28 protein-coding genes are annotated in these 23,887 nt (G+C 39.0%); 12 read left to right on the top strand and 16 right to left on the bottom strand.

What is annotated here, in order from left to right:
* Nucleotides 1–71: 71 nt before the first annotated feature.
* Entirely contained in the window at nt 72–1,523 is a 1,452-nt protein-coding gene (gene sbcB, locus H5154_RS17835; protein ID WP_182719152.1) for an exodeoxyribonuclease I, read from the top strand.
* 47 nt (nt 1,524–1,570) lie between these two features.
* On the opposite strand, the gene H5154_RS17830 is transcribed toward sbcB, so the two are convergent.
* The 11 genes from H5154_RS17830 to H5154_RS17780 form a co-directional block, all read right to left on the bottom strand.
* A complete protein-coding gene (locus H5154_RS17830; RefSeq protein ID WP_246175522.1) occupies nt 1,571–2,233 on the bottom strand; it encodes a hypothetical protein in 663 nt (220 codons plus the stop codon).
* A gap of 38 nt (nt 2,234–2,271) precedes the next feature.
* Nucleotides 2,272–3,012 (bottom strand): iron transporter, encoded by a 741-nt coding sequence (locus H5154_RS17825; protein ID WP_182719151.1) that lies wholly within the window; start codon nt 3,010–3,012, stop codon nt 2,272–2,274.
* Nucleotides 2,999–3,325: a cupredoxin domain-containing protein gene (locus H5154_RS17820; protein ID WP_246175520.1), complete on the bottom strand. Its 327-nt coding sequence runs from the start codon at nt 3,323–3,325 to the stop codon at nt 2,999–3,001. The genes H5154_RS17825 and H5154_RS17820 overlap by 14 nt, the downstream gene beginning before the upstream one ends.
* Before the next feature lie 13 nt (nt 3,326–3,338).
* The gene (locus tag H5154_RS17815) at nt 3,339–4,643 is read right to left on the bottom strand and encodes an ATP-binding protein (protein ID WP_182719150.1); all 1,305 of its coding nucleotides are present in this window, start codon (nt 4,641–4,643) and stop codon (nt 3,339–3,341) included.
* On the bottom strand, nt 4,643–5,302 hold the full coding sequence (locus tag H5154_RS17810; RefSeq protein ID WP_182719149.1) for a response regulator transcription factor: 660 nt from the start codon (nt 5,300–5,302) through the stop codon (nt 4,643–4,645). Before H5154_RS17810 ends, H5154_RS17815 begins: the two co-directional genes overlap by 1 nt.
* Nucleotide 5,303: 1 nt before the next feature.
* Nucleotides 5,304–5,951: a hypothetical protein gene (locus tag H5154_RS17805; RefSeq protein WP_182719148.1), complete on the bottom strand. Its 648-nt coding sequence runs from the start codon at nt 5,949–5,951 to the stop codon at nt 5,304–5,306.
* A gap of 2 nt (nt 5,952–5,953) precedes the next feature.
* On the bottom strand, nt 5,954–6,748 hold the full coding sequence (locus tag H5154_RS17800) for an SDR family oxidoreductase (protein WP_182719147.1): 795 nt from the start codon (nt 6,746–6,748) through the stop codon (nt 5,954–5,956).
* Nucleotides 6,745–7,434, bottom strand: a complete 690-nt coding sequence (locus tag H5154_RS17795; RefSeq protein ID WP_149980954.1) for a TenA family transcriptional regulator — start codon at nt 7,432–7,434, stop codon at nt 6,745–6,747. The genes H5154_RS17800 and H5154_RS17795 overlap by 4 nt, the downstream gene beginning before the upstream one ends.
* A complete protein-coding gene (locus H5154_RS17790; RefSeq protein ID WP_182719146.1) occupies nt 7,431–8,903 on the bottom strand; it encodes an AMP-binding protein in 1,473 nt (490 codons plus the stop codon). The genes H5154_RS17795 and H5154_RS17790 overlap by 4 nt, the downstream gene beginning before the upstream one ends.
* Nucleotides 8,903–9,541: a thermostable hemolysin gene (locus H5154_RS17785; RefSeq protein WP_149980952.1), complete on the bottom strand. Its 639-nt coding sequence runs from the start codon at nt 9,539–9,541 to the stop codon at nt 8,903–8,905. The genes H5154_RS17790 and H5154_RS17785 overlap by 1 nt, the downstream gene beginning before the upstream one ends.
* Nucleotides 9,542–9,783: 242 nt before the next feature.
* Complete coding sequence (locus H5154_RS17780) at nt 9,784–10,665, bottom strand: NAD(P)-dependent oxidoreductase (protein ID WP_182719145.1); 882 nt, start codon at nt 10,663–10,665, stop codon at nt 9,784–9,786.
* 122 nt (nt 10,666–10,787) lie between these two features.
* On the opposite strand from H5154_RS17780, the gene H5154_RS17775 reads away from it, so the two are divergent.
* The 4 genes from H5154_RS17775 (at nt 10,788) to H5154_RS17760 (ending at nt 14,353) form a co-directional block, all read left to right on the top strand.
* Nucleotides 10,788–11,309 (top strand): glutathione peroxidase, encoded by a 522-nt coding sequence (locus tag H5154_RS17775; protein ID WP_182719144.1) that lies wholly within the window; start codon nt 10,788–10,790, stop codon nt 11,307–11,309.
* A complete protein-coding gene (locus tag H5154_RS17770; RefSeq protein ID WP_182719154.1) occupies nt 11,269–12,255 on the top strand; it encodes a 2-hydroxyacid dehydrogenase in 987 nt (328 codons plus the stop codon). The genes H5154_RS17775 and H5154_RS17770 overlap by 41 nt, the downstream gene beginning before the upstream one ends.
* 437 nt (nt 12,256–12,692) lie before the next feature.
* Complete coding sequence (locus tag H5154_RS17765) at nt 12,693–13,727, top strand: hypothetical protein (RefSeq protein ID WP_182719143.1); 1,035 nt, start codon at nt 12,693–12,695, stop codon at nt 13,725–13,727.
* A gap of 122 nt (nt 13,728–13,849) precedes the next feature.
* Nucleotides 13,850–14,353: a hypothetical protein gene (locus tag H5154_RS17760; RefSeq protein ID WP_182719142.1), complete on the top strand. Its 504-nt coding sequence runs from the start codon at nt 13,850–13,852 to the stop codon at nt 14,351–14,353.
* Nucleotides 14,354–14,498: 145 nt separating this feature from the next.
* Here the strand turns inward: H5154_RS17760 and H5154_RS17755 are convergent, their stop codons facing one another.
* Complete coding sequence (locus H5154_RS17755) at nt 14,499–15,377, bottom strand: LysR family transcriptional regulator (RefSeq protein ID WP_077535644.1); 879 nt, start codon at nt 15,375–15,377, stop codon at nt 14,499–14,501.
* Between the two features lie 93 nt (nt 15,378–15,470).
* On the opposite strand from H5154_RS17755, the gene H5154_RS17750 reads away from it, so the two are divergent.
* The 6 genes from H5154_RS17750 (at nt 15,471) to H5154_RS24200 (ending at nt 19,063) form a co-directional block, all read left to right on the top strand.
* Nucleotides 15,471–16,091 (top strand): LysE family translocator, encoded by a 621-nt coding sequence (locus H5154_RS17750; RefSeq protein ID WP_182719141.1) that lies wholly within the window; start codon nt 15,471–15,473, stop codon nt 16,089–16,091.
* 14 nt (nt 16,092–16,105) lie between these two features.
* The gene (locus H5154_RS17745) at nt 16,106–16,798 is read left to right on the top strand and encodes a glutathione binding-like protein (protein ID WP_182719140.1); all 693 of its coding nucleotides are present in this window, start codon (nt 16,106–16,108) and stop codon (nt 16,796–16,798) included.
* 18 nt (nt 16,799–16,816) lie between these two features.
* Complete coding sequence (locus H5154_RS17740; RefSeq protein ID WP_182719139.1) at nt 16,817–17,488, top strand: glutathione S-transferase N-terminal domain-containing protein; 672 nt, start codon at nt 16,817–16,819, stop codon at nt 17,486–17,488.
* A gap of 81 nt (nt 17,489–17,569) precedes the next feature.
* Nucleotides 17,570–17,950, top strand: a complete 381-nt coding sequence (locus tag H5154_RS17735) for a hypothetical protein (RefSeq protein WP_077535648.1) — start codon at nt 17,570–17,572, stop codon at nt 17,948–17,950.
* Nucleotides 17,951–18,192: 242 nt separating this feature from the next.
* Nucleotides 18,193–18,459, top strand: coding sequence for a hypothetical protein (locus H5154_RS17730; protein ID WP_077535649.1), 267 nt, complete (start codon nt 18,193–18,195; stop codon nt 18,457–18,459).
* A 151-nt stretch (nt 18,460–18,610) separates the two neighbouring features.
* The gene (locus tag H5154_RS24200) at nt 18,611–19,063 is read left to right on the top strand and encodes a tetratricopeptide repeat protein (protein WP_404936191.1); all 453 of its coding nucleotides are present in this window, start codon (nt 18,611–18,613) and stop codon (nt 19,061–19,063) included.
* A gap of 184 nt (nt 19,064–19,247) precedes the next feature.
* On the opposite strand, the gene H5154_RS17720 is transcribed toward H5154_RS24200, so the two are convergent.
* The 3 genes from H5154_RS17720 to H5154_RS17710 form a co-directional block, all read right to left on the bottom strand.
* Nucleotides 19,248–19,727 (bottom strand): zinc-ribbon domain containing protein, encoded by a 480-nt coding sequence (locus H5154_RS17720; protein ID WP_182719138.1) that lies wholly within the window; start codon nt 19,725–19,727, stop codon nt 19,248–19,250.
* Between the two features lie 5 nt (nt 19,728–19,732).
* A complete protein-coding gene (locus H5154_RS17715) occupies nt 19,733–20,137 on the bottom strand; it encodes a biotin/lipoyl-containing protein (protein WP_182719137.1) in 405 nt (134 codons plus the stop codon).
* Nucleotides 20,138–20,274: 137 nt separating this feature from the next.
* Nucleotides 20,275–21,597 (bottom strand): sodium-dependent transporter, encoded by a 1,323-nt coding sequence (locus H5154_RS17710; protein ID WP_182719136.1) that lies wholly within the window; start codon nt 21,595–21,597, stop codon nt 20,275–20,277.
* Nucleotides 21,598–21,750: 153 nt separating this feature from the next.
* On the opposite strand from H5154_RS17710, the gene H5154_RS17705 reads away from it, so the two are divergent.
* Entirely contained in the window at nt 21,751–22,494 is a 744-nt protein-coding gene (locus H5154_RS17705; protein WP_182719135.1) for a 4'-phosphopantetheinyl transferase superfamily protein, read from the top strand.
* Here H5154_RS17705 and lysC read toward each other — a convergent pair.
* Nucleotides 22,471–23,874 (bottom strand): lysine-sensitive aspartokinase 3, encoded by a 1,404-nt coding sequence (gene lysC, locus H5154_RS17700; RefSeq protein ID WP_149982695.1) that lies wholly within the window; start codon nt 23,872–23,874, stop codon nt 22,471–22,473. The two genes, H5154_RS17705 and lysC, sit on opposite strands and share 24 nt — an antisense overlap.
* Nucleotides 23,875–23,887 lie beyond the last annotated feature (13 nt).

The raw sequence follows: 23,887 nt of genomic DNA, 5'->3' as shown, positions 1-23,887 counted from the left end.
ACATACTCGAAAATACAAGAACAAATGAAAGCGCAGTAAAAACCCGCATAAATAAAGGGCTAAGAGACAGAATGAGCGAACCAACATATTACGAAAACCAACCTACGATATACTGGCACGATTATGAGACCTGGGGGGCGAGTCCGCAAAAGGATAAGCCGAGCCAGTTTGCGGGTGTTCGTACTGATCTTGATTTAAACATTATTGGTGAGCCGTTGATTGAATATTGCAAACCTGTGGCTGATTATTTACCGCATCCTGAGGCATGTTTGATCACCGGTATTACTCCGCAAGTGGCGATGCAAAAAGGTTTAGTTGAGGCTGACTTTATTGCCAAAATTCATGCTGAATTTAGTGTGCCGAATACCTGCGTGGCCGGTTATAACAGCATTCGTTTTGATGATGAAGTAAGCCGTTATAGCTTTTACCGTAACTTTTACGACCCTTACGAACGCGAATACAAAAACAATAACAGCCGCTGGGATATTATAGATTTAGTGCGTGCTTGTTATGCACTGCGCCCTGAAGGTATTGAATGGCCGTTAAAAGAAGATGGCAGCCCAAGCTTTAAGTTGGAACATTTAACGGTTGCTAACGGCATTGAACACGCTGCGGCACATGATGCGTTATCTGATGTAACCGCGACGATTGCTTTGGCTAAACTAATAAAAGAAAAACAGCCAAAACTGTATAACTTCTTTTTTAGTTTGCGCAGTAAAAAAGCCTTAGCTGAGTTAGTTGATGTGTTTAATATGACGCCGCTGGTGCATACTTCATCACGTATTCCTGCTACCCAAGGCTGTACCAGTTGGATTGCCCCGATGAGCTTTCATCCGACTAATAAAAATGCAGTCGTGTGTTTTAACTTAACCGAAGATCCACAGGTATTACTCGATTTGTCAATTGAAGAGTTGCGCACCCGCCTTTATACCAAGCGCAGTGAGCTTGCCGATGATGAACTGCCTGTTGGTTTAAAACTGGTACATTTAAATAAATGCCCTATTTTAGCGCCGGCTAAAACCTTATTACCTGAAAACGCCGCCCGTTTAGGCATTGACCGCGAGCAGTGTTTAAAAAATCTTGCGATTTTAAAAGCCAACCCAAGTCTTCGCGATAAAGTCACTGAAGTATTTAACGATAAGCCCGATTACGGTAAAACCACCAATACTGATTACATGTTATACGACGGCTTCACCAGTCATGCTGATAAAGCTAAATTTGCCATTATCCGTGATGCCAGCCCTGAGCAATTAGCGGGTATGAAGTTGGATTTTGAAGATAAAAAGTTTGATAACTTATTGTTTAAATACCGTGCCCGTAATTGGCCGCAATCGCTTAATCAAGATGAACTTGATCAGTGGCGTCAATATTGCCAAAACAAATTAATGCATGGTGAAGATCAACCATCGTTCAGCGCACAAGATTTTATGGTTACGCTAGAAAATCTCGCCCATGAACATGACGATAATGAAAAAAATCTGACTATTCTAAAAGCGCTTTATAACTACGCGCAAAGTATGTAGTTTGCAGAGATTTAAAGCCGCGAGAAAAGTTTTCGCGGCTTTTTACTTTAAAATTCAAACTCTAGGGCAAGGCGAAAACTATGATCTTTACCTTGTTGGCTCAGCTCTGTCACAAATCCTGCTTCCCACTTTAGTTGTCGCTTCGCTGAAAATCGATGCAGGCCAATAAAACCAGGGCCAATACCAAAGAAGTCTTCTCCGGCGTATAGCTCTAATGCAGGCTGAAACTCAGAGCGAAAACGATAGCGATACTGCGCGCGAAACTCAGTTTCCCATTCGTTTTTAATATCACCGCCCCACTCGTAGACTAAAAATGCATTCATGGTGAGGCTAGTCCGACCAAATTCTTTTTCCCATAAAAAGCCAGTTGTGGCTTCATAACTATCTTTGCCTTCTTGCTTTTCAAGTTCAAATAAGGCGCCCCAATCAGCCCACAGCCGCCCTTGCTCCACCAACTGCCAACGCAGTTCTAGTTCGTAGGCTGAGAAGCCAAAGTTACCGTCGTCATCACGTTCTCCAACCGCATAACCTTCCAAACTCATGGTATCGTTAAACGAGCCACCTAAGCCAATTCGTTGGGCTAAAATATTGCCCTTATCTGTTTGATGAGAGATCAAACGCCATTCAAATTCGCGCTCAAATGGTAGTACGTAAGGGTGGTAAACTTTATCTACGACTATTCCATCGGCTCGCACATTAAACGATGCCATGAACAAAAGCGAAGTTAAGCACCACGCGAGAATAAATCTCATGATGGCTCCTTTTGAGAAAATTGCCGAGTAAATACTATACTGGTGCCAATAAAGGCTAAAACCGCCACTAGATAAAGCCATAATGCAGTTTTGCTTGGCGTTGCTTCATAGCCGACTAAGGCTTTGAGTACACGGCCTAACTCTGAGTTTTCGACTAGCACTGCACGCCAATCAAAGTAGTTGGACGTAATATTGATCAAGTCAATTTGGCTGGCCAGATCTAATACTATCAGTAATTTTGCCGAGGCATTAAAAGCCAAAAACAACATCAGTGGATACACACCAAATCGTGCTCTAACACTATGCAGTAAAAATAATAGCAACACACCAAAACTACCACAGATCCCTATTCCCAAAGATGTCCCTATAAGCAAAGGTTTTGATGTGTCGGTGTTATGCCAAAAACCAACCAGATAAATAAAATAGTGACTCAAATACAGCGCCATAACCGCAACTATTGCAAGCAATGCGAATAAACGCTGCTGTTTACAACTTATTAGTGATGCAACATACACAATGACACACAATAGCATTTGACTAAACTCAAGGCCGCGATGATCAAATAACTGGCTCAACCAAGCGGCACTTTGTACATAAATAATACTACAAAGCAGCCCAACAAAAGCGGTCACTATCAGCACACGCTGGTTTAGCTTTAGCAATGACTGTAACAGCACGAGTAAAATCACGACTGGTAACAGCTGATTTATACTCATCAATAAACTAGTTATCAGCATCAGTCTTTCCTTCTACTAATACTGCACCACGGGCTGTGTTAGGTGAAAACTCACCAAAAAACTCATAACGCCCAGGGCTCAGTGGCCCGATATAAATCACACTACTACGATTTGGATACAGCACTTTCTCTCGATTTAAATCAAAGCTGTCAAACTCTTCTGGCGTACTATCTTGATTTTCAATTAAAAGTTTTAGTTTAGTATTGGCCGGAACAATGATCTCCGCTGGATAAAAAAGGTGATCTTTTAAAATTAATTTATATTCTTTAGCAAAACACGAAAACGGTAATACGCTAAATAGCAGCAGGCTGATAAACCCTAACCAGTTATTCACTCTCTGCTCCTTGCATAAATTCTACTCGTACTTGTAAGCCGCCTAATTCACTGTCGGCTAAAGAAATACTTGCATCATAAATTGTTACTATATGTTCAACTATCGCCATACCTAATCCGGCACCTTGCTCTCCAGAGGGGTGTTTATCACCTCCAACACGGTAAAAACGGTTAAAAATTCGTGCTTTATGGGCATCATCAATGCCAGGACCTGAGTCATCAATCTGCCAACCATACTCACCTTGTTGATTATTTAAGCGGATCACTATATTGCCACCACTGGGCGTATATTTTATGGCGTTACTTAATAAATTACTAAATAAGGTTGCCAAGGTAAATTGGTCACCATTAATAACATAATCATCGCCTTCAATACTGATCATATGTTGTTTTGCATCAAGTCGTTCGTATAGCTGTGCAACCACTTGTTGACTGACCTCTAGCACTGAAATTGGGCTAAATTGTGCCTGCCATTGCTCTGGATAGGTGCGTCCCAAAATCAACATTTGCTCAACAATATTACTAAGTTTATCGATACCTTGCGCCATTGCATCAAGTTCCAAGCAACCGTCACCTTGTGCGCGTAGATTATGAACATTTATTTTTAAACTACTCAACGGGGTGCGTAATTCGTGGGCAGCATCTGAGGCAAAAAAGCGTTCTCTTAAGTAGGCACTTTCTACACGTTTAAACAGATCATTTAACCGTGAGATCACCGGTTTAATTTCGTATTCGCTCACTTGCCAATTAATGGCAGTAAAGTCATTGGCTTGTCGCGTTTTTAATAATGTTGAAAGGCGTGTTAAGGGCCTTAATCCTTGTTTGACAAATAGACTGATCAACACCGCAAGCAGTGGCACACTCCAAAGCAAAGGTGTCATTGCTGACAAAATCATGGTCTCGCTAAGGGCATAGCGTTTACTCAGCGGCTCTGCCACCAGCACTTGTTTTGTCTGCATGGTTAATCTGAATACTCGCATCCGCTGTCCGGCTAAGTTTTCAACACTAAATCCATTCAGGCTTGGTTTTTGCGCCAGTTCAGCTAATGATTTAGACGCGCTAAGCAAATTGTTATCTTGCCAAATTTGAAACAGTAATCGAGTTAGATCACTTCTTAACACTGGCTTGTCGCTGTGTATAGGTTGCTCGATCAGTACATGAGCAATGGTTTGCAATTCGTTATCAAGTAGCAGCTCGGCCTGGCTCATACTTTCGCGGTAGCCTTTGCTGAATGCCAAAAAGCAAGTCAGGATCACCGTTGATAAAATAATCAGCGTTAATCTGCGTTTAATTGACACTAACGTTTACCTACCACATAACCTATGCCACGTAAGGTTTTAATTAGATCTTTAGGGAGCTTTTTACGTAGATGATGAATATGCACCTCAATAGTATTTGAACCTACTTCTTCGCCCCACTCATATAGTTTGCTTTCTAATTGTTGTTTGGACAATACGCGCCCTTGATTTTCAAAAAGTGCTTTTAGTAACATAAACTCTTTACGCGGCAGGTTTACCGGTTGCTGATCAAGTGTGACTGTAAAAGCGGAGGTATCCATTTCTACATTTGCTACATTAATAGTACTTGATTGCGCATGAGTTACGCGCCGACTAGCGACTCTTAAACGGGCAAATAATTCAGCAGGATCGAATGGCTTAGCTAAATAATCATCAGCACCTAAATCTAGCCCTTGTACTTTGTCGTCAATACTACCGCGTGCCGTTAAGATTACTACTGGTAAGTTAGGGCGATGCTTTTTGACGTGTTTTAATACATCAATGCCATCGCCATCAGGTAGTCCTAAATCAAGCACAAGTAATTCGATCTCGTCATTTTCGAGCCATTGCATGGCTGATTTTATACTAGCACAGTGCTCGACACTGTAACCTTGTTGGCGAAGTGAACGACATAATCCTTCAGCCACTAACTTATCATCTTCAACCAGTAGTAAATGCATATTATCTCTTTAGTTTCTTATCTACTTTTACCAATAACTGGGTGATCTCTTGCTGGCGGTATAAATCCGCTTTTGGCCTATCAGGGCGTGCCGGTGCCTGTTGAGCGGCAAGTAAATGTGTTTTTGCCTTTTTGTATTCTCTTTCGTCATACAAAAATGCCGCGTATAAGTAATTACTATCGATACCGTTTGGATTAATAGCAAGCGCTTGGTTAAATAATTTACTCGCTTTGTCATCATCACCAAATCCAATTGGCCAACCCGGTACTTTACTGTAAAGGGTCGCTAAACTGGTGTAAGCAGAGCCTGATAACGCATTGGCATCAATTTCTATGGCTTGCTCTAACTGTGCTTTAGCATCTTTTGCTAACCCTAACGCACCTAAGCCGCCTTTTGCCCCAGCATAACTTGATAGCACAATACCATACCAAATATGGCTTTGTGCCTGATCATCATAGGTCTTTGCAAACCCAGCGGCCTGCTCTGATAACTCTTCAAATGCATTGAGCTGCGCTTTATCTACTAATTCATAATTCACAGTTGCCCAACTTGTTTGCACCTGAGTTAATTCGCTAGCAAGATCGGCATGCGCTGCGCTGGTTAAAAATATCCCAGTTAACAAGCAGCTAGTATAAAGTAGTTTAGTCATAGTCATTCACCTTTATCAATTTTATCTGCAAAAAAACTTTTAATTTTAGGAAGTTGTTTTGCAATTGCGTTATCTACTAAGGATGGAAAAGCACCATTTAGTTTGACAAATAAGCGTTCTGGAAAGCCAATGTAACTGCGTGAATTTCCAGATTTCAATAATGAAATGAGCGCATCTGCCACTTTATCAGGTGGATCCATTGTATTGCCTAAAGCTTTATTCATCGCGCGTACTTGCACTGAATTGATATTTGTATCAGTTGCTCTAGGTGCTAAATATAATATTTTTACATCACAGTGACTGAGTTCGCGGGCCAGCGCTTCGGTCATTCCTCGTAAACCAAATTTACTTGCGCAATATAAGGTTTGATAAGGGTAACCAATACTACCAAACGATGATCCCACATTAACAATTGAGCCTTTTTTAGCTAAAATTTGTGGTAAAAATAGTTGGCATAACTTAATTGGCACCGACAGATTAACGATCAGTAAGTCATCTATTTGCTGCTCCGTCATTTCACTAAAACCTTGCATCACATTAATGCCAGCGTTATTGATAAGCATTGTTGCACCGCCAAGTGATTTAGCATGTTCAAGTAATTTTTGGCGAGTCTGTGCTGATGTTAAATCACCAATAAATATCTCACAGTCTTGGCCACACTTAACCTGTAATACCTCTAGTTGTGCTTGTTGACGACCAACTAACAGTAAACGCCAGCCATGCTGAATCAACTTTAATGCAACGGCTTGACCAATTCCGCCTGTCGCACCTGTTAACACGCAAAGTGGACGGTTCATGCAGTTTGCTCCAAGTCGCTACTTGCAAACTGTGGATCTGTATCTAATTCACGAAAAATATTGCCATATAACTTATAAAAACATTTAGCGGCATGCACAATCGCTTGTTGATCTGCAGGAGACTCTATTTTATTCATCAGATCTTCAAAAAACTTCACATGCTCAATATCCAAAGCCCCATGAGATGTTAAATAGCTAAATGCCTTTTTAGGTAATCCGGTCATATTGGCTATATTACTTGCCGCATTATCGGCTAACGCAATTGAAGTACCTTCGAGTACATGCACCATGCCAAAAAATGCCAATGGATTACCACGATTAATTGTATCGTAGGCATAAGCAACCATTAACTCGGTGGCAAATTTGGGAGCACTTTGACGTACTTGTTGTTTATCAAAACCACAGGCTGCAATATCATTGAGCACCCACTCTTGATGACCTATTTCTTCTTCTATATATTGTGCAACAGCCTCGCGGATCCACTCTTGTTCAGTCGATAATTTCGCGCCCACGGCCATCATTAATGGCACCGTATGTTTGACGTGATGATAGGCTTGAGCTAAAAATGAAGCATACTCAGTTGTGCTTACTTGCCCCTTGAATACTCGAGCTATGATCGGTGCAGCCAGTAAATACTCGCGTTCTGCTTGGGTTTGTGATTTTAATGTCTCGAAAAAATTGCTCATAATATTGCCTCACTGTACAGTGCTGTTAGTTGTGCATGATAATAGTTTGCTATTGCTTGGCGTTTAGGGCGGTTATTACTGGTTAATAATCCCCGCTCTGCAGTAAGTGGTTCAGCTAAGCGATGAAATGTTTTAATTTGGGCATATTCCGGTAATTGTGCGTTAATACCTCTACAATGCTCCGCTAATACCTCATCAGTCATATTTACTGATGCATAAATAAGTGCTACTAAATGCGCTTTACCTTCACCAAAGACAACAGCTTGTTGTACTTCACTGTTACTGAGTAGCAAAGATTCAGGCCACTCAGCGCTGATGTTGCGCCCAAAACTAGTAATAATTTGGTTTTTTAAACGCCCCTTAATAGTTAACCGACCTTGTTGTTGATCAACCAAATCACCGGTTGCATACCAACTCGTTTGATCATGGGGTTGTTGACCTAAATAGCCTAAAAATAAGGGTCCTTTAATAAATAGCTGCCCGTCTACCAGTTTGCTTTGCAAGTGATTTAACACCCGCCCTGCACACTCTATGTCATCATCATTTGGCGTATTTAAGCTCACCACTGATGAAGCTTCAGATAAGCCATAACCTTGATAAACTGGTAACCCTAAACTACGCGCCACAGTGATCAATTCACTGCTGAGTACAGCGCCACCAACGGCAATAAATTTCAGGCTCTTTGGTACTGTCCACCCCTGCTTGGCAAACCAAACTAAACAGGTCAATAATTCTGGCACCAAAATAAGCGTATTCGGTTGCACACGATCAATGGCATTGATCAGTTGACTGGCATCATTTAATTTTGCCCCAGAGAAGCCTAATTCTGCCAGTGTCATAACATGCACTTCACCTGCGGCTAATAACGGTGCAAAAACCCCTGCAATGTTTTCAAGTAATACTGGCAAAGGTAATAAACACAGATGTTTTGGCTGTTTTATCGCTATTTTTTTATGCAATGAGGTCGCCACTTGTAATTGACTTTGTAAAGATAAACACACTCCCTTTGGCTCACCGGTAGAGCCTGAAGTAAACGTCACTTTTTGGGTATCTGTAAAAAATGTTGTAGGGCTCGACGCGCTTACTTTATAGATATAAAGCGGGTAGCGGGTTAACACGCTCAAGGTCGCAATACATTCTAATCCGTCAAGTTCACAGGGGGTGTCGCTGATAAAATGCGAAACGCCGCTTTTATTCACGCTATTAGTTAGCTGTTGTGGGCTAAAAAAGGTCGGCAGCGGAATGCTTACTTGTTGTAACTCAATCAATGCAAAGTCAACAATTAACCAAGCAGGCGTATTGTCCATTACAAACGCCACGGCTGACATATCAAGCGCTTTAAAGTCGATAATTAACTCGGCTACTGCTTGCATCAGCGTCTGTTTACTGATCGGCTGCATTTGTTGGTCATGATGATCAACAATCACAGTATCAAGCGCTGCGTGTGGTAGTTTCGATAAAAACCCCATTATGCCTCCAATTGCGATGCTAATTGGCAACTCGCTTGATGATAGTGCTGTTTAATATTAAACAAATGAGGTGTATTTATTACGCAATCATGAGCAGCCGCTAAATCAACCACACACAGTGTTGGTTTATTTTCATAATAAGTCCCCCAATCTGCTGGGTTATCAAGTGCCTGACTATTGGCTAATGCAATTTCAGTGCAATTAACTGAGAGCATTTTTAATAATGCTCTAACCTTTGCAGTGGCACAAAATACCAAACGTTTTGCGCCAATTTGATAAAGTGCTTCATTCATTAGTACAAAATGAGCGAGAGTAGCTTTGCGATTTGTTGAGCATAAATTACCAAGCTCGTAAATATCTTCCCTCGGTACATCAACAAAGTATTCAATCGGCTCTGGTAAGTATTGCTCGATAAAAAGTGATTGAGTAGCAGCTCTAAGTCCCAGCGTGCAAGAATCAGCGGCAATACTTAATTGGCATAACACCGGCATAAACTGCTTAATATTGGCGCCGTAAGCTCTGGCAAAACTCGCTTTAACGACTTGCTCTAATTGCACACGAAATGGCATGTTTGCATTAGCACACACATAATCATGTGTGTTGGTAACAGGCAAATTAGTAACTTGAAGTGATTGCATAGTGTTCGCTCTTTTTAGACTATGGGTAAAATCTAACGAGCAAAACTTAAATAAACCTTAAGAAAAATTAATTTTTATAAAAAAACCCAAACAATGTTTGGGTCAGTGATTACGTAACTGGAGATTTCAGGAATAATAAGCCACATCTACCCGCTAATTGCGGGCTTATGCAAGTAAATTTAAGACAGTTAGCGTTTAATTTACTTGCTGGAGATAGACTTATTATCCGACGCTCTGATTATCTATTTTTTATGTAACGCTTCGATGCGCGCCAATAAGCTTGATGTGTCAAAACGCCCACCACCAAGTGCTTGTACGTCAGCGTAGTACTGATCGACCGTCGCGGTCATTGGTAAAATGGCACCATTATTTTTTGCTTCATCTAACGCAATACCTAAATCTTTACGCATCCAATCAACAGCAAAACCAAATTCGTACTCACCTGCCCACATGGTTTTGTAACGGTTTTCCATTTGCCATGAACCAGCCGCACCTTTTGCAATCGTCTCAATGACTTTTTCGCCATCAAGGCCTGCTTGTTTGGCAAAATGTAAGCCCTCGGCCAAGCCTTGCACAACGCCCGCGATACAAATTTGATTAACCATCTTACACAACTGCCCAGAGCCAACCTCGCCAAGTAACTGGCTAAAACGGCTAAATGCCGCCATAACTGGTTGTACTTTTGCAAACACTGCTGAGTCGCCACCAGCCATGACTGTTAATACACCATTTTCAGCACCAGCTTGACCACCCGATACTGGCGCATCAATAAACGCAATATCTTTTAGTGCCGCATTAGCGGATACTTCGCGCGCAACTTCGGCTGAAGTCGTAGTGTGATCGACTAAAATAGTGCCTGCTTGCATACCTTTAATCACCCCGTCAGCACCATAAACGACTGAGCGTAAATCATCATCGTTACCTACACACATAAATACGATATCTGCATGTTCTGCGGCTTTTGCTGGCGTTAATGCCACCTGACCTGCGTATTTTTCTGCCCATTGCTGTGCTTTTGCTGTGGTACGGTTATACACGGTTACTTGATGACCGGCAGTTGCTAAATGACCCGCCATTGGATAACCCATTACACCTAAACCGATAAATGCGACTTTCATTGACATAAAATTGACCTATTTCAGTGGTAACTTAAAAAGATAATTTGATTATCTCAACCGAACAGTAAAAAAGCGAATGAAAAAGTCTTCATTAAATTTCTTCATGGACGAGACAAAATAGGTAACCTATGGATAGCATATATCAATTCAGTGCCCCGCTTTATAACGGCGAAAATTTTTCCTTAAGTCAGTTAAAAGGCAAAACGATTTTAATCGTCAATACCGCCAGTAAGTGTAACTTTTCGGTGCAGTTAAGCGCACTTGAAAAGCTGTATCAGCAATATAAAGCACAAGGGTTTATTGTGTTAGCATTTCCGTGTAATCAATTTGACTACAATGAGCCAATAGACAACATTGATATTAAAGACTTTTATCAACAACAGTTTAATGTTAGTTTTCCTGTGTTTAGTAAAGTAATGGTCAACGGCCCTGATGCTCATCCGTTATTTAACTATTTAAAAGCACATACCCGAGGAATTGCACAAAATCGTGCTATAAAATGGAATTTCACCAAGTTTCTAATAAACTCTGAGGGACAATTGGCGGTACGTTATGCACCGCGCACTAAACCCGATACCTTGAAACAGGTCATAGAGAGTAATATTAATGATGCAACTAACGGTAGCGCTTTTCAGTTCGCAAAAATATGAACATGCATCTTTTGATGCCTGTTTAAACAATCAAACACGCATCAAATTAACCCGTTTTGAACAATCTCTTGATGCGAAAAGTGCCATACTTAGCCAAGGCTTTGATGCTGTATGCGTATTTGTAAACGATATCGTTGATAAAACGGTTATTGATCAGCTTGCTCAATTCGGCGTGAAATGTATTTTATTACGCTGTGCTGGCTTTAATAACGTTGACCTAGCTGCGGCAAATGCCCATAACATCAAAGTATGCCGAGTACCCGCTTACAGCCCTGAGGCAGTTGCAGAGCACTGTGTGGCATTAATGCTTACCCTCAATCGCAAAACTCACAAAGCCTATAACCGTATCCGTGAAGATAATTTTGATTTAAATGGCTTGCTTGGCTTTAACTTATTCAAGAAAACCATTGGTATCATTGGCTGTGGAAAAATTGGCTTGGCTTTAGTAAATATACTCAATGGCTTTGATGCAAATGTATTGGTTTGCGACCCTTATGCAGTACCAGGCAATTATACAATTTGTGATCTAGACACTTTATTAAGTCAAAGCGATGTGATCTCTTTGCACTGCCCGTTAACCGAGCAAACTCATCATATGATCAACGAACACGCTTTTGCCAAAATGAAGCAAGGGGTGATGCTTATAAACACTTCCCGCGGCGCATTAGTTGATAGCAAAGCCTGTATTGGCGCACTTAAAACTAAAAAATTGGGTTATTTAGGGCTAGATGTGTACGAACAAGAGTCAGAACTATTCTTTAAAGACCGCAGTGATGAAATTATGCAAGACGATGTGTTTTCGCGTTTGGTAAGTTTTCCAAACGTACTGGTCACCGGCCACCAAGGCTTTTTTACCAAAGAAGCATTGAGTGAAATTGCGCAAATCACCGTAAATAATGCACTTGAGTTCGCTAATAACCAACCACTAAGTAATGAAGTTAAATAAGAGGTTGATTTAGGTGCTAGATGCTAGATGCTAGATGCTAGGTCAAAGTTTAAAAACTAAGGCAGAAAAAATCAACCAAGTTAGCTTGGTTTAAACCGGTTAAGTTGCATAAGCTGAAGTAACAAATATCTGTTCTAACACTTTTAACTAATAATTAGAGTTGGCTGGCAGGCTGCTATGAGCGATAATCGGACACTGAAAAAATTAAATTTATTCATGTGTTTTGAGTAGAAACCTAATTTTGTCCAATAACATTATTAAACGCCGTTTTGGGGCAAAATAACATGCATGATTCCTAGCTGTTTTAATTACTTGTTTACAAAAGTAATTATTGGTGAAATTATCAGGGTATGTAATATACGCCGTTTTGATGTGTTATAAACCACCAAAATGGTGTTCAATAAGCTGCTAGCTCACCAAGGTAAGTGTAAACATCTATGGATTTATTTGAAGATATAGGCTTGTCAGGTAAACAACATAAAAACTTTGTTAATATACTTAAGCAGTCTATGAAAGCTGATAGAGCAGAGCTCTTAAAATGGTGTAATGGTTTTCCTGATAGAGACAATAAACTTGTTACTGAATTTCAAACGACATTCAATTCAAGCTTTTGGGAAATATATTTATATGCCCTATTTAAAGAAATAGATTTCAAAATGGACTGGTCTTATTCAAGACCTGACTTTTTGCTTGAATATAAAGGTAACAATGTTGTCGTAGAGGCAACCATATCTGAATCAGCAGTTGGTAAAACTCCTGAGTGGGAAAAAGATTTATCGAAAGGTATTCCAGATAGGTTCAAAGACATGAATATGGATTCTATTATTCGCCTGTCAAATTCGATAAATAAGAAGTACATAAAGTATAAAAGTTCATATTCTAAGCTAGAACATGTACGTCCCAATCCATTTGTTTTGGCTGTAGCTCCATTTGAACAGCCTCATTTTAACCTTCAATGTGAAGTGCCAATTATGGCTTTATTATATGATTTTTACGTAGACGAAGATGCATATAACGATGCGCCTCATTTATTCCCAAATGGTCCTCCTGATGTGAGGCTCGGTTGGGTCGAAAAAGATAATGGTACTGAGATCCCACTTGGCTTATTCGAAAGTGATGATTACTCTGAAATTAGTGCAATTATTTTAAGTACAACTGCCACATGGGGTAAAATTGAAGCTATGTCAGGTAATTGCGAAATTCAACGCGCAGTGTCCTCGGTATGGTGGTCTGAGGTTGATAATAAACCTATTCAGAGGCATTCAATGACAAACCAAAATAAAGAGAATGTTAGAGATGGTTTATACGTTTTTCATAATCCTTATGCTAAGAAACCAATAGACCCTGATATGTTCAAACTAGATGGTGTGACTCAGGTTTTTGTTGATTCTGATACAAAGCGTATTACGAAAGAAAGAAATGGATTTTGCCTTATGCATCGGCAAACAATAAACTTTGTATCTGAGAGCTAAAAAGCGCTTTAAATACAACAAAAACAGTTGGTTATATTTCGCCTTGTTCCACATTATAACCTACAATTTTTGTCTGCTTAAGCGGGCGTTTATGCTGCTATGGAAAGTCGGGGTAAATTAAATTGAGCAAAGTATTACGCATTTTATCTATTGTATTTGCTTCTCTAAGTCTAATTAGCTTATTTCAACACGTGTTTGATGTTGGATTTGTTTCTATTTTTTCAGATTTAATTGAGTATTATCGAAATGCCTCACAACAACTGTTTAGCATTTTTGAGTTTTTATTTACATTTAATATACCTCAAGCATTAAAAGACCTTTGGTTGCTTTCGTTTATTGGGGCTGGTGCATATATAAAAACTCCTAACATAGAAAATAGCCGCTTACTTCGTAACTTTGAAATATCTCAAGAGAATAAGTATTGGAAACCAATTTTTTTCTTACTAATGGGGGGCGCATTTATAGGCGCTGGCATATTACTTTCTATATTTAATCCATTAATATATACCGACTCTATGTCTGAAGAACCGCAGGTTTTAATGCGTGGTGCAGCTAGAAACGGTTTTATTGTCATTATTGGGGTTTGCGCTTTCTTTGTGTTAAATGCATATGCTCCTTCAGTGTAAAAGCAGCATAACAAGAGACTAAGATTACGACAGTCCGCTTATGGCACAGAGCCGTCATTCGGATCTAAATTGTTTATGCCCCCAAAATAATTTAACGTAAATACTCTAAAGCAAACTGTAATAGAGATCTGCATAATGCTTTACCTTAGTTAGTTAAATTTTCTGAAACAAAATCTATGAACTTCCTAACTTTTAACGGTTGTTTTTTGTCTGCATAAAGAAGGTGGACATTTCTAACTTTTGGTTGACACCCTTCAAGTACTCTAATGAGTTCTCCAGATTGGATGCTTTCTTCAAGCAAATGATAGGGTTGAAGAATAATGCCAATCCCCTTGAGTGCTGCATTTTTTAGTGCACTACCATTATTACTAATGAATCTACTGGTTTGTAAATGTAAGAGGTCAATTCTAAACTCCTTTTTAAAATTAGAGCTATCAAACCAAGGTTTAAAGCCTAAAAAATGATGATTTTCTAAATCCGTTATATTTTTTGGGGGACCGTTAGTTTTTAGGTATTTTGGTGAAGCACAAAAAATAAGTTGTTGGGAAAAAACTCTCTTTGAGATGTAAGAAGCGTCTTTCAAATCTCCGACTCTGAAAACGATATCATAATTGTCTAAAACAACGTCAGTTAAAGAATCGGATAATGTAAGGTCTATTCTTATTGCTGGGTTGGCCTCTAAAAAGTCGGCAATGATTGTTGTTAATACATGAGTACCAAAGTTGTGCGGAGCATTCACGTTAATCAAACCTTCAGGCTCTTTTGTAAAATCATCCATTGAAAGAACTAAATCTCTATATTGCTTTTGTAACGCTTTAGCTTTGTTTAGATACACCTCACCAGCTTCTGTTATGTTTTGTCCTCTAGTACTTCTATTAAGTAGTTTAATATTTACTTCCTTTTCTAGAAAATTCACGTATTTGCTTACCATTGTTGTGGAAATATCAAATTTCGTTGCGACTTTCGAAAAGTTTTTTTCCTTGCAAACAGAAATGAAAATCTCAATAGCTTTTAATCTGTCCATGTAAACCTCTGGTTTAAACTGTTTTAATCAAAAGTGGGTTAGTGATTTTATCCTAGCAGTATAAAATGGGCTCGTAAATCAAATGGAGTCAATATGGAAACTTACCACTTAATTAGCTTTGCATTAGTGTCATTCCTGACTGTGCTTAGTCCAGGTCCAGCTGTGTTATTTACAATTCACAATGTGTTTAATGCAAATTCACAAGATGTACTGAAGGGGGTTCTGGGTGTTGCAACAGGAATATTAATAGTAGGTTTCTTTGCAACGTTGTTAATCATGTTTACAACAGAAGCCGTTGGCGGCGCATTTAAGGTTCTTAATCTTGCAGGAGCTTTTTATTTTTTATATTTGGCAGCAAATAATCTTAAGGCATTTAAATATAAAAATAGTTTGAGCAATGAACAGAAAAAACATTTTTTTCACGGCCTAGTCATCAGTCTACTGAACCCAAAAGCACTTGCTTTTTTTATATTCATCTTTCCTACATACATGCAAGAAAATTATATTTCTGCGGGTATAGCAACACTATTAACAAGTATTTTTGCTTTAAATGTATTACTTGTTCATTGCTTCTATTATTTTAGTTTTAACTACTTAACTAAAACAATAGGCATTGACAAGTTCGCAAATTACTTCAATCGACTATCAGCATTTACTTTTTTTATCTTCGCTTTGTTTATGTTTAATCAATTTTTAACAAGCATTACTCAATAACTTAAGGTATCACTATGATTGATTTATATTACTGGACTACGCCCAATGGTCATAAAATTACGATGGCACTTGAAGAGCTAGGTTTGGATTACAATTTATATCCAATAGATATATCTAAAGGGGAGCAGTTTTCACCTGAGTTCAGCGAATTGAGCCCCAACCAAAGAATACCAGCAATAATCGATAACGCCCCATTCAATACTTTTAAACCAATCAGCATTTTTGAATCAGGCGCTATTTTGCAATATTTAGCTGAAAAATCAGGGAAATTAATCGGTGAATCTCTCACTGATAAATATAAAGTCTTACAATGGTTAGCTTGGCAAGTAGCCGGACTTGGCCCTATGGCTGGACAGAATCATCATTTTATACATTATGCTTCTGAGCAAGTACCTTATGCAATTAACCGCTATCAAAATGAGACGAATCGTCTTTATAGTGTTATGGACAAGCAACTGGCGCAAACTGAATATTTAGCTGGTAACTTTTATTCAATTGCTGATATCGCGTGTTACCCTTGGATAAGAATACATGCTTTTCAAAGTATTGATATTGAGAAGTTTAGTAACCTTAAGCGCTGGTTAAATAATATCAAAACGAGACCGTCAACAATTAAAGCTTTTGAGGTGGCAAGTAGAATTAATACCCAACCTACGGTTAATGAAAAGGCGTCGCACCTACTTTTTAATCAATCGCATGTTAAGTGATTTATTTAGGAGAACAACATGATTAAATTGTATGAATTAGCAGGAAAAAATGGGGTTATTTTTAGTCCTTATTGTTGGCGTATAAGAATGGCGTTAAGTTTTAAAGGGGTGAATTTTGAATGCGAAGAAGTCGCTTTCACGGACATTAAAAACATCAGTAAAGGGCTATTTAAAACGGTGCCAGTAATATCAGATAACAACAATGCTATTAATGATTCATATGATATTGCTGTCTATCTGGACAAAACTTACCCAGATACACCTTTACTTTTTCCAAATGAAGATTCAAAACAAACCTTTAGATTTATTGAAGCGTGGTCTAACTCGCTTCATTCTGATATCGCACAGATTGCAATTTTTGACATTTACAAAAAATTACAAGATAAAGATAAAGCATATTTTAGAAAATCAAGAGAAGCTCTTTTCTCAATGCCTCTTGAAGATGTACAAGAAAGGAAAAGTGCTGAAGCTACATCTAGTTTACTAAAAAAATTATTGGTTTTAGAAAAGTACCTCACAAGAGCAAGGTTTGTAGGCGGTTTAAATCCAACATATGCTGATTTCATCATTTTTGGTAGCTTGAAGTGGCTACTTCAAACGAGCGAACCTTTCAGTCATCATGAACTTCCAGAAAAGACTAGAGAATGGTATGTCGAGCTTTCAAATCGATATAGTGCACCTTCAAGTTAACGTAATGTCTTTAAAAATTAACCTTAGAAAAGGGACTGGAGTAATGATTTGCTCTGCAATAAAAGTTTTGTGGAATGTAATATGTATATCCGCTTTGTAATTAACGAATTTTGTCATGAGTCAAATCAGCGTCTAGGTCTATTTCTTGCTGTTAGGTATATGAAAGATGATAATAAATTTTTGGATTATGAGTTGGAACAAGCAGAGAGCATTATGGAGTGGTTTAACAACCACCTAGAATCGCCATTGGATTATTTGAATGCTCAAAAACTTAGAAAAGCTGATATTTTCATAAGTTGGTTCAAAATATCGGCCAAAAAACATATTTCTAAGGTTAGAGAATTTGTTGTATTGCTAGAAAGTAAAGGTATCGTAGTTGAAAAAATCAGAACAGAAAGACCTGGAAAAATAGTTTATTCAGATGAATATCAAGTGTTTGCTAAGCCATTTGAAAAGTATTAACTTTAACCACCCCTGATAGTTTAGCTGTACCACTTATCAATTGGAAAGTACTTTACTGTTATACATACACAGACATATATAAATTTTACCTAAATCAACCTCAAATAAAGGTTATTAACCCGTATTTGAGATTTTAAATTACTGTGTGGATGCAATTCACTCTAGTTGATTAATAATGGATTGTAGTTAACTGTTTTAAGAGCTGATACCAAAAACGAATTGTAAAAAATAAGAGACAATAGATGACAAGTGATACACCAAAAGACTATAGCGAGGATATGTATAAATTCTACTTTGAGGTTGGTGAGTGGAAGGGCGAAGCTCTTACAATCATTAGCTCATTTCTAGGTCATTATCATTCGAAGAATATAACCAAATTAGAGTTTGGTTATGAACTGATAATGCCTATTCAGTGCGTACCAGATTTGGTGTCACTTTTGATTGAGAAAAACATAGCTATTTATCAGATAGTGCGTGGTGAAAAAACACAAGAAACTTGGCGGTTATGACGAACTTGTAGAGTTGAATCAGTTTTTGTCACATTTTCCCTGTCCCTTGGTTTTAGTGTTTAAGGTGGATAGCTATTTTGTGTAATGTACTTTATTAAGATGTTATTAGCTTTGAGGAGATTATGGAAAGTATAATAAAACAAGCAATTCAATTGCGAAAAGAGGCAAACATCATGAGTCAATAGCGTTACTTGAAACGCTACTAGATAATGAGACATATTCTGCTAAAGCTCACTTACAAATTGCTTGGTCGTACGACAATCAAGGTAAAGAGAAAGAAGCGGTTGAGCATTATCTGACATCTCTTACAGGTCCTTTATCATCCATTGAAAGATTCGATGCTTTGTTTGGACTGGCAATTAACTATCGAAGCCTTGGTATGTATTCAGAGGCCCTAAGCTATTTCGAGCAAACGATCAGTGAGTATCCTAGTTGCATTGAAATCCAACCTTTCTATGCCATGTGCCTTTACAACATAGGTCGTCACAAAGAAGCAACAAAGTTGCTGCTCGAACTTTTAGTATCCACGACGAATAGTAATGCTATTAAAGAATATCAACGAGCTATTTCTTTATACGCTCAGGATTTAGACAGAACTTGGTAAAACGAAACACATTTACTAGTGGCAATTCGAGCAGATTTACAATACGTAGTTATCAGTATTATTAAGTCGGCTTCAATGTCCGCATATGGCACATCTGTGACAGTCAGACTTGATTGAGTCCTATTTATCGGTTCTGACAAATCAAGTTAAGATGTAATCACATAGGTCTCTTAAGTACGTCTACTTACATTTTACGGATAGCATTCACTTTATTAATCTTCTTAATAACTCCTGACTCAAAAAGTTGCTGCGCGCTGGACTTGAGCAATTGAGTTTCCTCAAGCGTTATATGCTCTTTAATGATTAAGTTTGCATAGATAATTTGCAACTGGTTTATTGCACGGCTTTTCTTTCTGCATTCAAAGCACTTGATCGCATGTGCATCAATCCAAAACTTTAATTCTTCAAACCAATATTGCTGCTCTTTAGCAAAAAATATAAACGCTCTATGACAATCGACACATTGCTCTTCTATATCAACATAGAGTTGCCTTGGATATAAACTGTCACATTGTTTTTCGATAACTGCGGGGATTGCCGTCTCAGGAAAGTAGCGAACACTTTTATACCACCAAAAGGCATTCTCGATTTCTTGCTTTGTATAACTATTACCAGAGAGGATTGGCTCGCTGCCATATCTTGGGTGGTTTACATAATTGGTCATCTTAGCTATTTACCCAGCACAAAAAGGATGGCTAAAGCGCCGACTGCTAGAGCAATAATTAAACTTTTATTTAGTTTACTCAACCAAGGAGAAACAATAACGTCATTTTCTGAGTCGTTTACTCGCGGTTGAGGCTGTTGAGCTGTTGGTCTTGCTGGCAGTTCGCTGTCTGCAAGCTGCTGCAAAGTCATTACAACCTGTTCAGGATTAACATGGTCGCCATTTGCAATCGTTATATTCTCAATAATGCCACTGCAGTCGGCCATTATTTCTAAAACAACTTTTTCAGTTTCAACATCAAATAACACATCACCGGCATAAACGAGTTGGCCTTCACTAACATAAAGTTTAGCGATATCTGCTGTGTTTATTGAGTCTGGAAGCGTGGGGACTTTAACATCTATGTTCATAATTCCTCCCTGGATATAATACCAATCGACTTAAATATTTAACCATTTATCTGTCGCTATAAATGGTCAGTAACTTAAAACGATTGGTACAACACTATATATTAACAATTAAAACTAAAAAACTGACAGCTAAATTATCAACCAAACGCGACATTAGCGAACACGGCGGTCATCAGTATCGGACACACATAACGTATGTACTGAGCAAACCAATAACGCATGCCACTTGCAGCCTCATTTAATTGATTACCACGGCGCCACAACCACCCTACAGTGATAAAGTAAAATAAGCCCATAAGCGGTAATTGATACTGAGTCAGTACCATGATCACTAAACCAAATAGCCAATCAAAATTGAAAATAATCAACGATGACGCGGCTAAAACCGTTAAGCTCACTAAAAACGTCGCTTTTTTACGCTCTACTTGATGGTTTTCAACTAAAAAAGCCACTGGAATTTCAGTTGATGAAATAGTCGAGGTAAGTGATGCAATCGACATAAGTACAAAAAACAGTAAACCAACCAATAAGCCAATTTCGCCCATAGTATTAAATAACTGCGGTAGAATTGCGAAAATTAGTTGCCCTTCTCCCACTAATTTTCCATCACTAAATACTTGCACGCCATTGTGCTGCGCCACGTAAATTGCAGGAATAATTAATAAACCCGCTAAAAAGGCAACCCCTGTATCAAGTAACGCTACCGACGCGGTTAACCGCGGCAAATTAGCATCAGGCTGCAAGTACGAGCCATAAATCATCATACAACCGACACCCAGTGACAGTGAAAAGAACGCCTGTCCCATTGCCGCAATAATTAAACCTGGGTCGAGTATTTGGCTAAAGTCTGGCACTAAATACGCAGCAAAGCCTTCACTTGCGCCATCAAGCGTGGCTATATAAGCAATTAGCACAACGAGTAACACCAATAGCATCGGCATTAACCGTCGCGACCATGTTTCTATGCCAGATTTAACACCTTTGAGAATAATACTCGCAGTGAGGATCAGCATCAGTGGTGTAAATACAAAATTACGCGCCATCGAATCCGTGTGCAAAAACGTACTGACGGTGGTAAATCCAAAAAAGCTAGCAATGGGTTCAAGGGCATAAGCAAGCATCCAACCTGCAACAATTGAGTAAAAGCTCAGCATCACAATCGCACCGGCTAAACCTAAATAACCAGCAGCAGCGCCTACTTGCGGTGCTTGCTCTTGCCATGCTTGTCTAAGTGCTTTAACCGGATTAGCTTGCGCTTTATGGCCTAAGTACAACTCAGTGTATAAAGCTGGCAAGGCTAAAAAAAAGATAACTATAAAATAGACTAGTAAAAACGCGCCGCCGCCATGATTTGCCGCTTGCGTGGGAAATCCCCAAATATTACCTAATCCAACTGCAGCGCCAGAAGCTGCTAAAACAAAGCCAAGGCGGCTTTGAAAACCATCACGCAATTGTGCCATACATCTACAAATCTGTTATTATTTTTCATTATTGTGAATTAAACCATATTTAACTCTCACAGAGTAATAAATTTGCCTTGGCTTAATTAACCAGCGCACAACCGCACAAAATATAAACATGTTTGTTCTTTTATCACTTTAATTGTGGATTTTATGCCTGCATTATTTTTTCAACAGCAACTCGTTATCACCAAACACAGCGTGCAGCCATTCAATGCGAATACTATTTTATTATTTGATGCCCAGCAGTTAAATGTTGATGAATTCGATTTAAACGCACTATTAAGCCCATTTGAACTGACGGTGATCACCCGTAGAAAAAGTTACAAAGCCAAGCAAGAATATTTAGCCACTCGGCTACTGCTTAAGTATTTGGTAAAACAAACGATGCCACAATTTCGTGAGCTAGCAAATAACCATATTAGCTCTGAATTTGACCAGCAAAGCAGTAAATTACTGCTTCATATAACTGACTGTGACACAGTATTGCGTAGTTGTTTATCCCACTCTAATGGTTTTGTGGGTGCTGCATTAAATGTAGAACGAATTGAATTTGGTTTTGATATTGAAAAAATAAACCTGAAGCGCCCATTTGCAAAGCTCGCTAAGCATTTTTATCATCTTGATGAGGTAAATTTAATAACGCAAGATCAGCAAAGTGCAGAACGATTTTTTAGAATATGGACCTTAAAAGAAGCACTTGCCAAAGCCACCAGCCAACCAATTGCAAAATTACTCAGCCCCAATGTATTTACTGAACTTGAGCGAGCAAATTTAACAGCGCTGAGTTGTCAATATCATGAGTTTGATATTAGTGTGGTAAGTGACAAGAGCACTGTCTGGCAGTGCTCTGTGGTAAATTCTACCGCCCAATTACGCGGCGTTTTGAACTTCTAATAAACGGCTGTGGATCGCTTGCACAACAAAGTCTGACTCGCTCTGCTCCACTAAAAAGCACAGGTTATGTTTACTTGCGCCATGACAAATTAAGCGAATATTAAAATCGCTTAATACATTCATTAAGTTAATTTCTTGCTGACGTAATTGAATTTGTGAACCAATTAATGCCACTAAGGTTAAATTGTTCTCAACCGACACGTGGCAAAACTCCGCTAACTTATCAAGGCATTCTTGATCAAGCTCAGGACGCGAGGCATTTGGCGCATTATCTAAAGTAATTGCAACACTTATCTCTGAGGTAGTTACCAAATCAACCGAGATATTAAACTCACTTAAAATTGTAAACACGTGGGCTAAAAAACCACTAGCCAAAAGCATTTCGGGGCTTTTTAAGGTTAACAATATTTGATTTTTACGCTGCGTGACAGCACGAATTCCGGGGATTTGTGATTTCTCACGTTCGATCCAGGTACCACCACGTTCAGGCTCACGGCTAGAACCAACAAACACACTAATATGGCTGCGGCTCGCAGGTAAGATAGTTGCCGGATGTAATACTTTCGCCCCAAAGGTAGCCATTTCGGCCGCTTCATCAAAACTTAAACGCGCAATCGGCGTAGCCTTAGCACATAAGCGCGGATCGGTGCTAAAAATGCCCACGACATCAGTCCAAATGTGCACGCTTTTAGCGTTTATAGCTTCGGCCAGTAATGCCGCACTGTAATCTGAACCACCACGACCAAGTGTGGTAGTTTGACCATGTGCGTCGCTGCCTATAAAGCCTTGAGTTACAATAACCTGTTCAGCTAATAACGGAATTAAATGCTCTTTTGCGGCCATTGCTGTTGCAGCTACATCAGGGGTTGCTTTAGAAAACTGGCTGTCGGTTTTTAATACCTGTCGCACATCAAAACGCACCGCATTTAAGCCATTTAAACGCAGTACCTGAGTAAATAAATAGGATGATAAACGCTCACCAAAGCTCAATAACTCATCATGTTGTTGCTTTGATTTTAGTGGCTCACTGGCAAGTGACTTAAAAGCTTTAATGGTTTCATCAAAGCCATGAGCTAAATCAGCATCCAATGACAGCTCATTTAAAATAGCTTCTTGAATAGCAATAACGCCAGCAATGTTCTCATTGCGCTCATCTGCTGATAAATCTTTTTTACATAAGGTCACAAGGTGATTAGTCACTCCTGCGCTGGCACTGACGGCCACTACTCGTACGTTGTTATCGGCTACAATAATTTCACTGCAACGGCTCATCGCTTCAAAGTTAGCCACACTGGTGCCACCGAACTTTGCGACTACGTAGTCTGATTTTTGATTTTGTGCTGACTGTTGCAAGTTAGTTGCAGCTAATTGGGTATTCATGTCGTCTCCTTTT

Origin of the sequence: Pseudoalteromonas sp. SR44-5 (genome assembly GCF_014163675.1) — a bacterium.
Classification (GTDB): Bacteria; Pseudomonadota; Gammaproteobacteria; order Enterobacterales; family Alteromonadaceae; genus Pseudoalteromonas; species Pseudoalteromonas rhizosphaerae.
Note: the sequence above shows the minus strand (reverse complement) of the source record. Positions and strands in the feature narration are given on the sequence as shown.

What these genes read in the sequence shown, in the direction of transcription:
- sbcB (WP_182719152.1), top strand. Translation starts at nt 72, where the DNA reads ATGAGCGAACCAACATATTACGAAAACCAACCTACGATATACTGGCAC.
- H5154_RS17830 (WP_246175522.1), bottom strand. Translation starts at nt 2,233, where the DNA reads ATGGCATCGTTTAATGTGCGAGCCGATGGAATAGTCGTAGATAAAGTT.
- H5154_RS17825 (WP_182719151.1), bottom strand. Translation starts at nt 3,012, where the DNA reads ATGCTGATAACTAGTTTATTGATGAGTATAAATCAGCTGTTACCAGTC.
- H5154_RS17810 (WP_182719149.1), bottom strand. Translation starts at nt 5,302, where the DNA reads ATGCATTTACTACTGGTTGAAGATGATAAGTTAGTGGCTGAAGGATTA.
- H5154_RS17805 (WP_182719148.1), bottom strand. Translation starts at nt 5,951, where the DNA reads ATGACTAAACTACTTTATACTAGCTGCTTGTTAACTGGGATATTTTTA.
- H5154_RS17800 (WP_182719147.1), bottom strand. Translation starts at nt 6,748, where the DNA reads ATGAACCGTCCACTTTGCGTGTTAACAGGTGCGACAGGCGGAATTGGT.
- H5154_RS17795 (WP_149980954.1), bottom strand. Translation starts at nt 7,434, where the DNA reads ATGAGCAATTTTTTCGAGACATTAAAATCACAAACCCAAGCAGAACGC.
- H5154_RS17790 (WP_182719146.1), bottom strand. Translation starts at nt 8,903, where the DNA reads ATGGGGTTTTTATCGAAACTACCACACGCAGCGCTTGATACTGTGATT.
- H5154_RS17785 (WP_149980952.1), bottom strand. Translation starts at nt 9,541, where the DNA reads ATGCAATCACTTCAAGTTACTAATTTGCCTGTTACCAACACACATGAT.
- H5154_RS17780 (WP_182719145.1), bottom strand. Translation starts at nt 10,665, where the DNA reads ATGTCAATGAAAGTCGCATTTATCGGTTTAGGTGTAATGGGTTATCCA.
- H5154_RS17775 (WP_182719144.1), top strand. Translation starts at nt 10,788, where the DNA reads ATGGATAGCATATATCAATTCAGTGCCCCGCTTTATAACGGCGAAAAT.
- H5154_RS17770 (WP_182719154.1), top strand. Translation starts at nt 11,269, where the DNA reads ATGCAACTAACGGTAGCGCTTTTCAGTTCGCAAAAATATGAACATGCA.
- H5154_RS17765 (WP_182719143.1), top strand. Translation starts at nt 12,693, where the DNA reads ATGGATTTATTTGAAGATATAGGCTTGTCAGGTAAACAACATAAAAAC.
- H5154_RS17755 (WP_077535644.1), bottom strand. Translation starts at nt 15,377, where the DNA reads ATGGACAGATTAAAAGCTATTGAGATTTTCATTTCTGTTTGCAAGGAA.
- H5154_RS17750 (WP_182719141.1), top strand. Translation starts at nt 15,471, where the DNA reads ATGGAAACTTACCACTTAATTAGCTTTGCATTAGTGTCATTCCTGACT.
- H5154_RS17745 (WP_182719140.1), top strand. Translation starts at nt 16,106, where the DNA reads ATGATTGATTTATATTACTGGACTACGCCCAATGGTCATAAAATTACG.
- H5154_RS17740 (WP_182719139.1), top strand. Translation starts at nt 16,817, where the DNA reads ATGATTAAATTGTATGAATTAGCAGGAAAAAATGGGGTTATTTTTAGT.
- H5154_RS17735 (WP_077535648.1), top strand. Translation starts at nt 17,570, where the DNA reads ATGTATATCCGCTTTGTAATTAACGAATTTTGTCATGAGTCAAATCAG.
- H5154_RS17730 (WP_077535649.1), top strand. Translation starts at nt 18,193, where the DNA reads ATGACAAGTGATACACCAAAAGACTATAGCGAGGATATGTATAAATTC.
- H5154_RS17720 (WP_182719138.1), bottom strand. Translation starts at nt 19,727, where the DNA reads ATGACCAATTATGTAAACCACCCAAGATATGGCAGCGAGCCAATCCTC.
- H5154_RS17715 (WP_182719137.1), bottom strand. Translation starts at nt 20,137, where the DNA reads ATGAACATAGATGTTAAAGTCCCCACGCTTCCAGACTCAATAAACACA.
- H5154_RS17710 (WP_182719136.1), bottom strand. Translation starts at nt 21,597, where the DNA reads ATGGCACAATTGCGTGATGGTTTTCAAAGCCGCCTTGGCTTTGTTTTA.
- H5154_RS17705 (WP_182719135.1), top strand. Translation starts at nt 21,751, where the DNA reads ATGCCTGCATTATTTTTTCAACAGCAACTCGTTATCACCAAACACAGC.
- lysC (WP_149982695.1), bottom strand. Translation starts at nt 23,874, where the DNA reads ATGAATACCCAATTAGCTGCAACTAACTTGCAACAGTCAGCACAAAAT.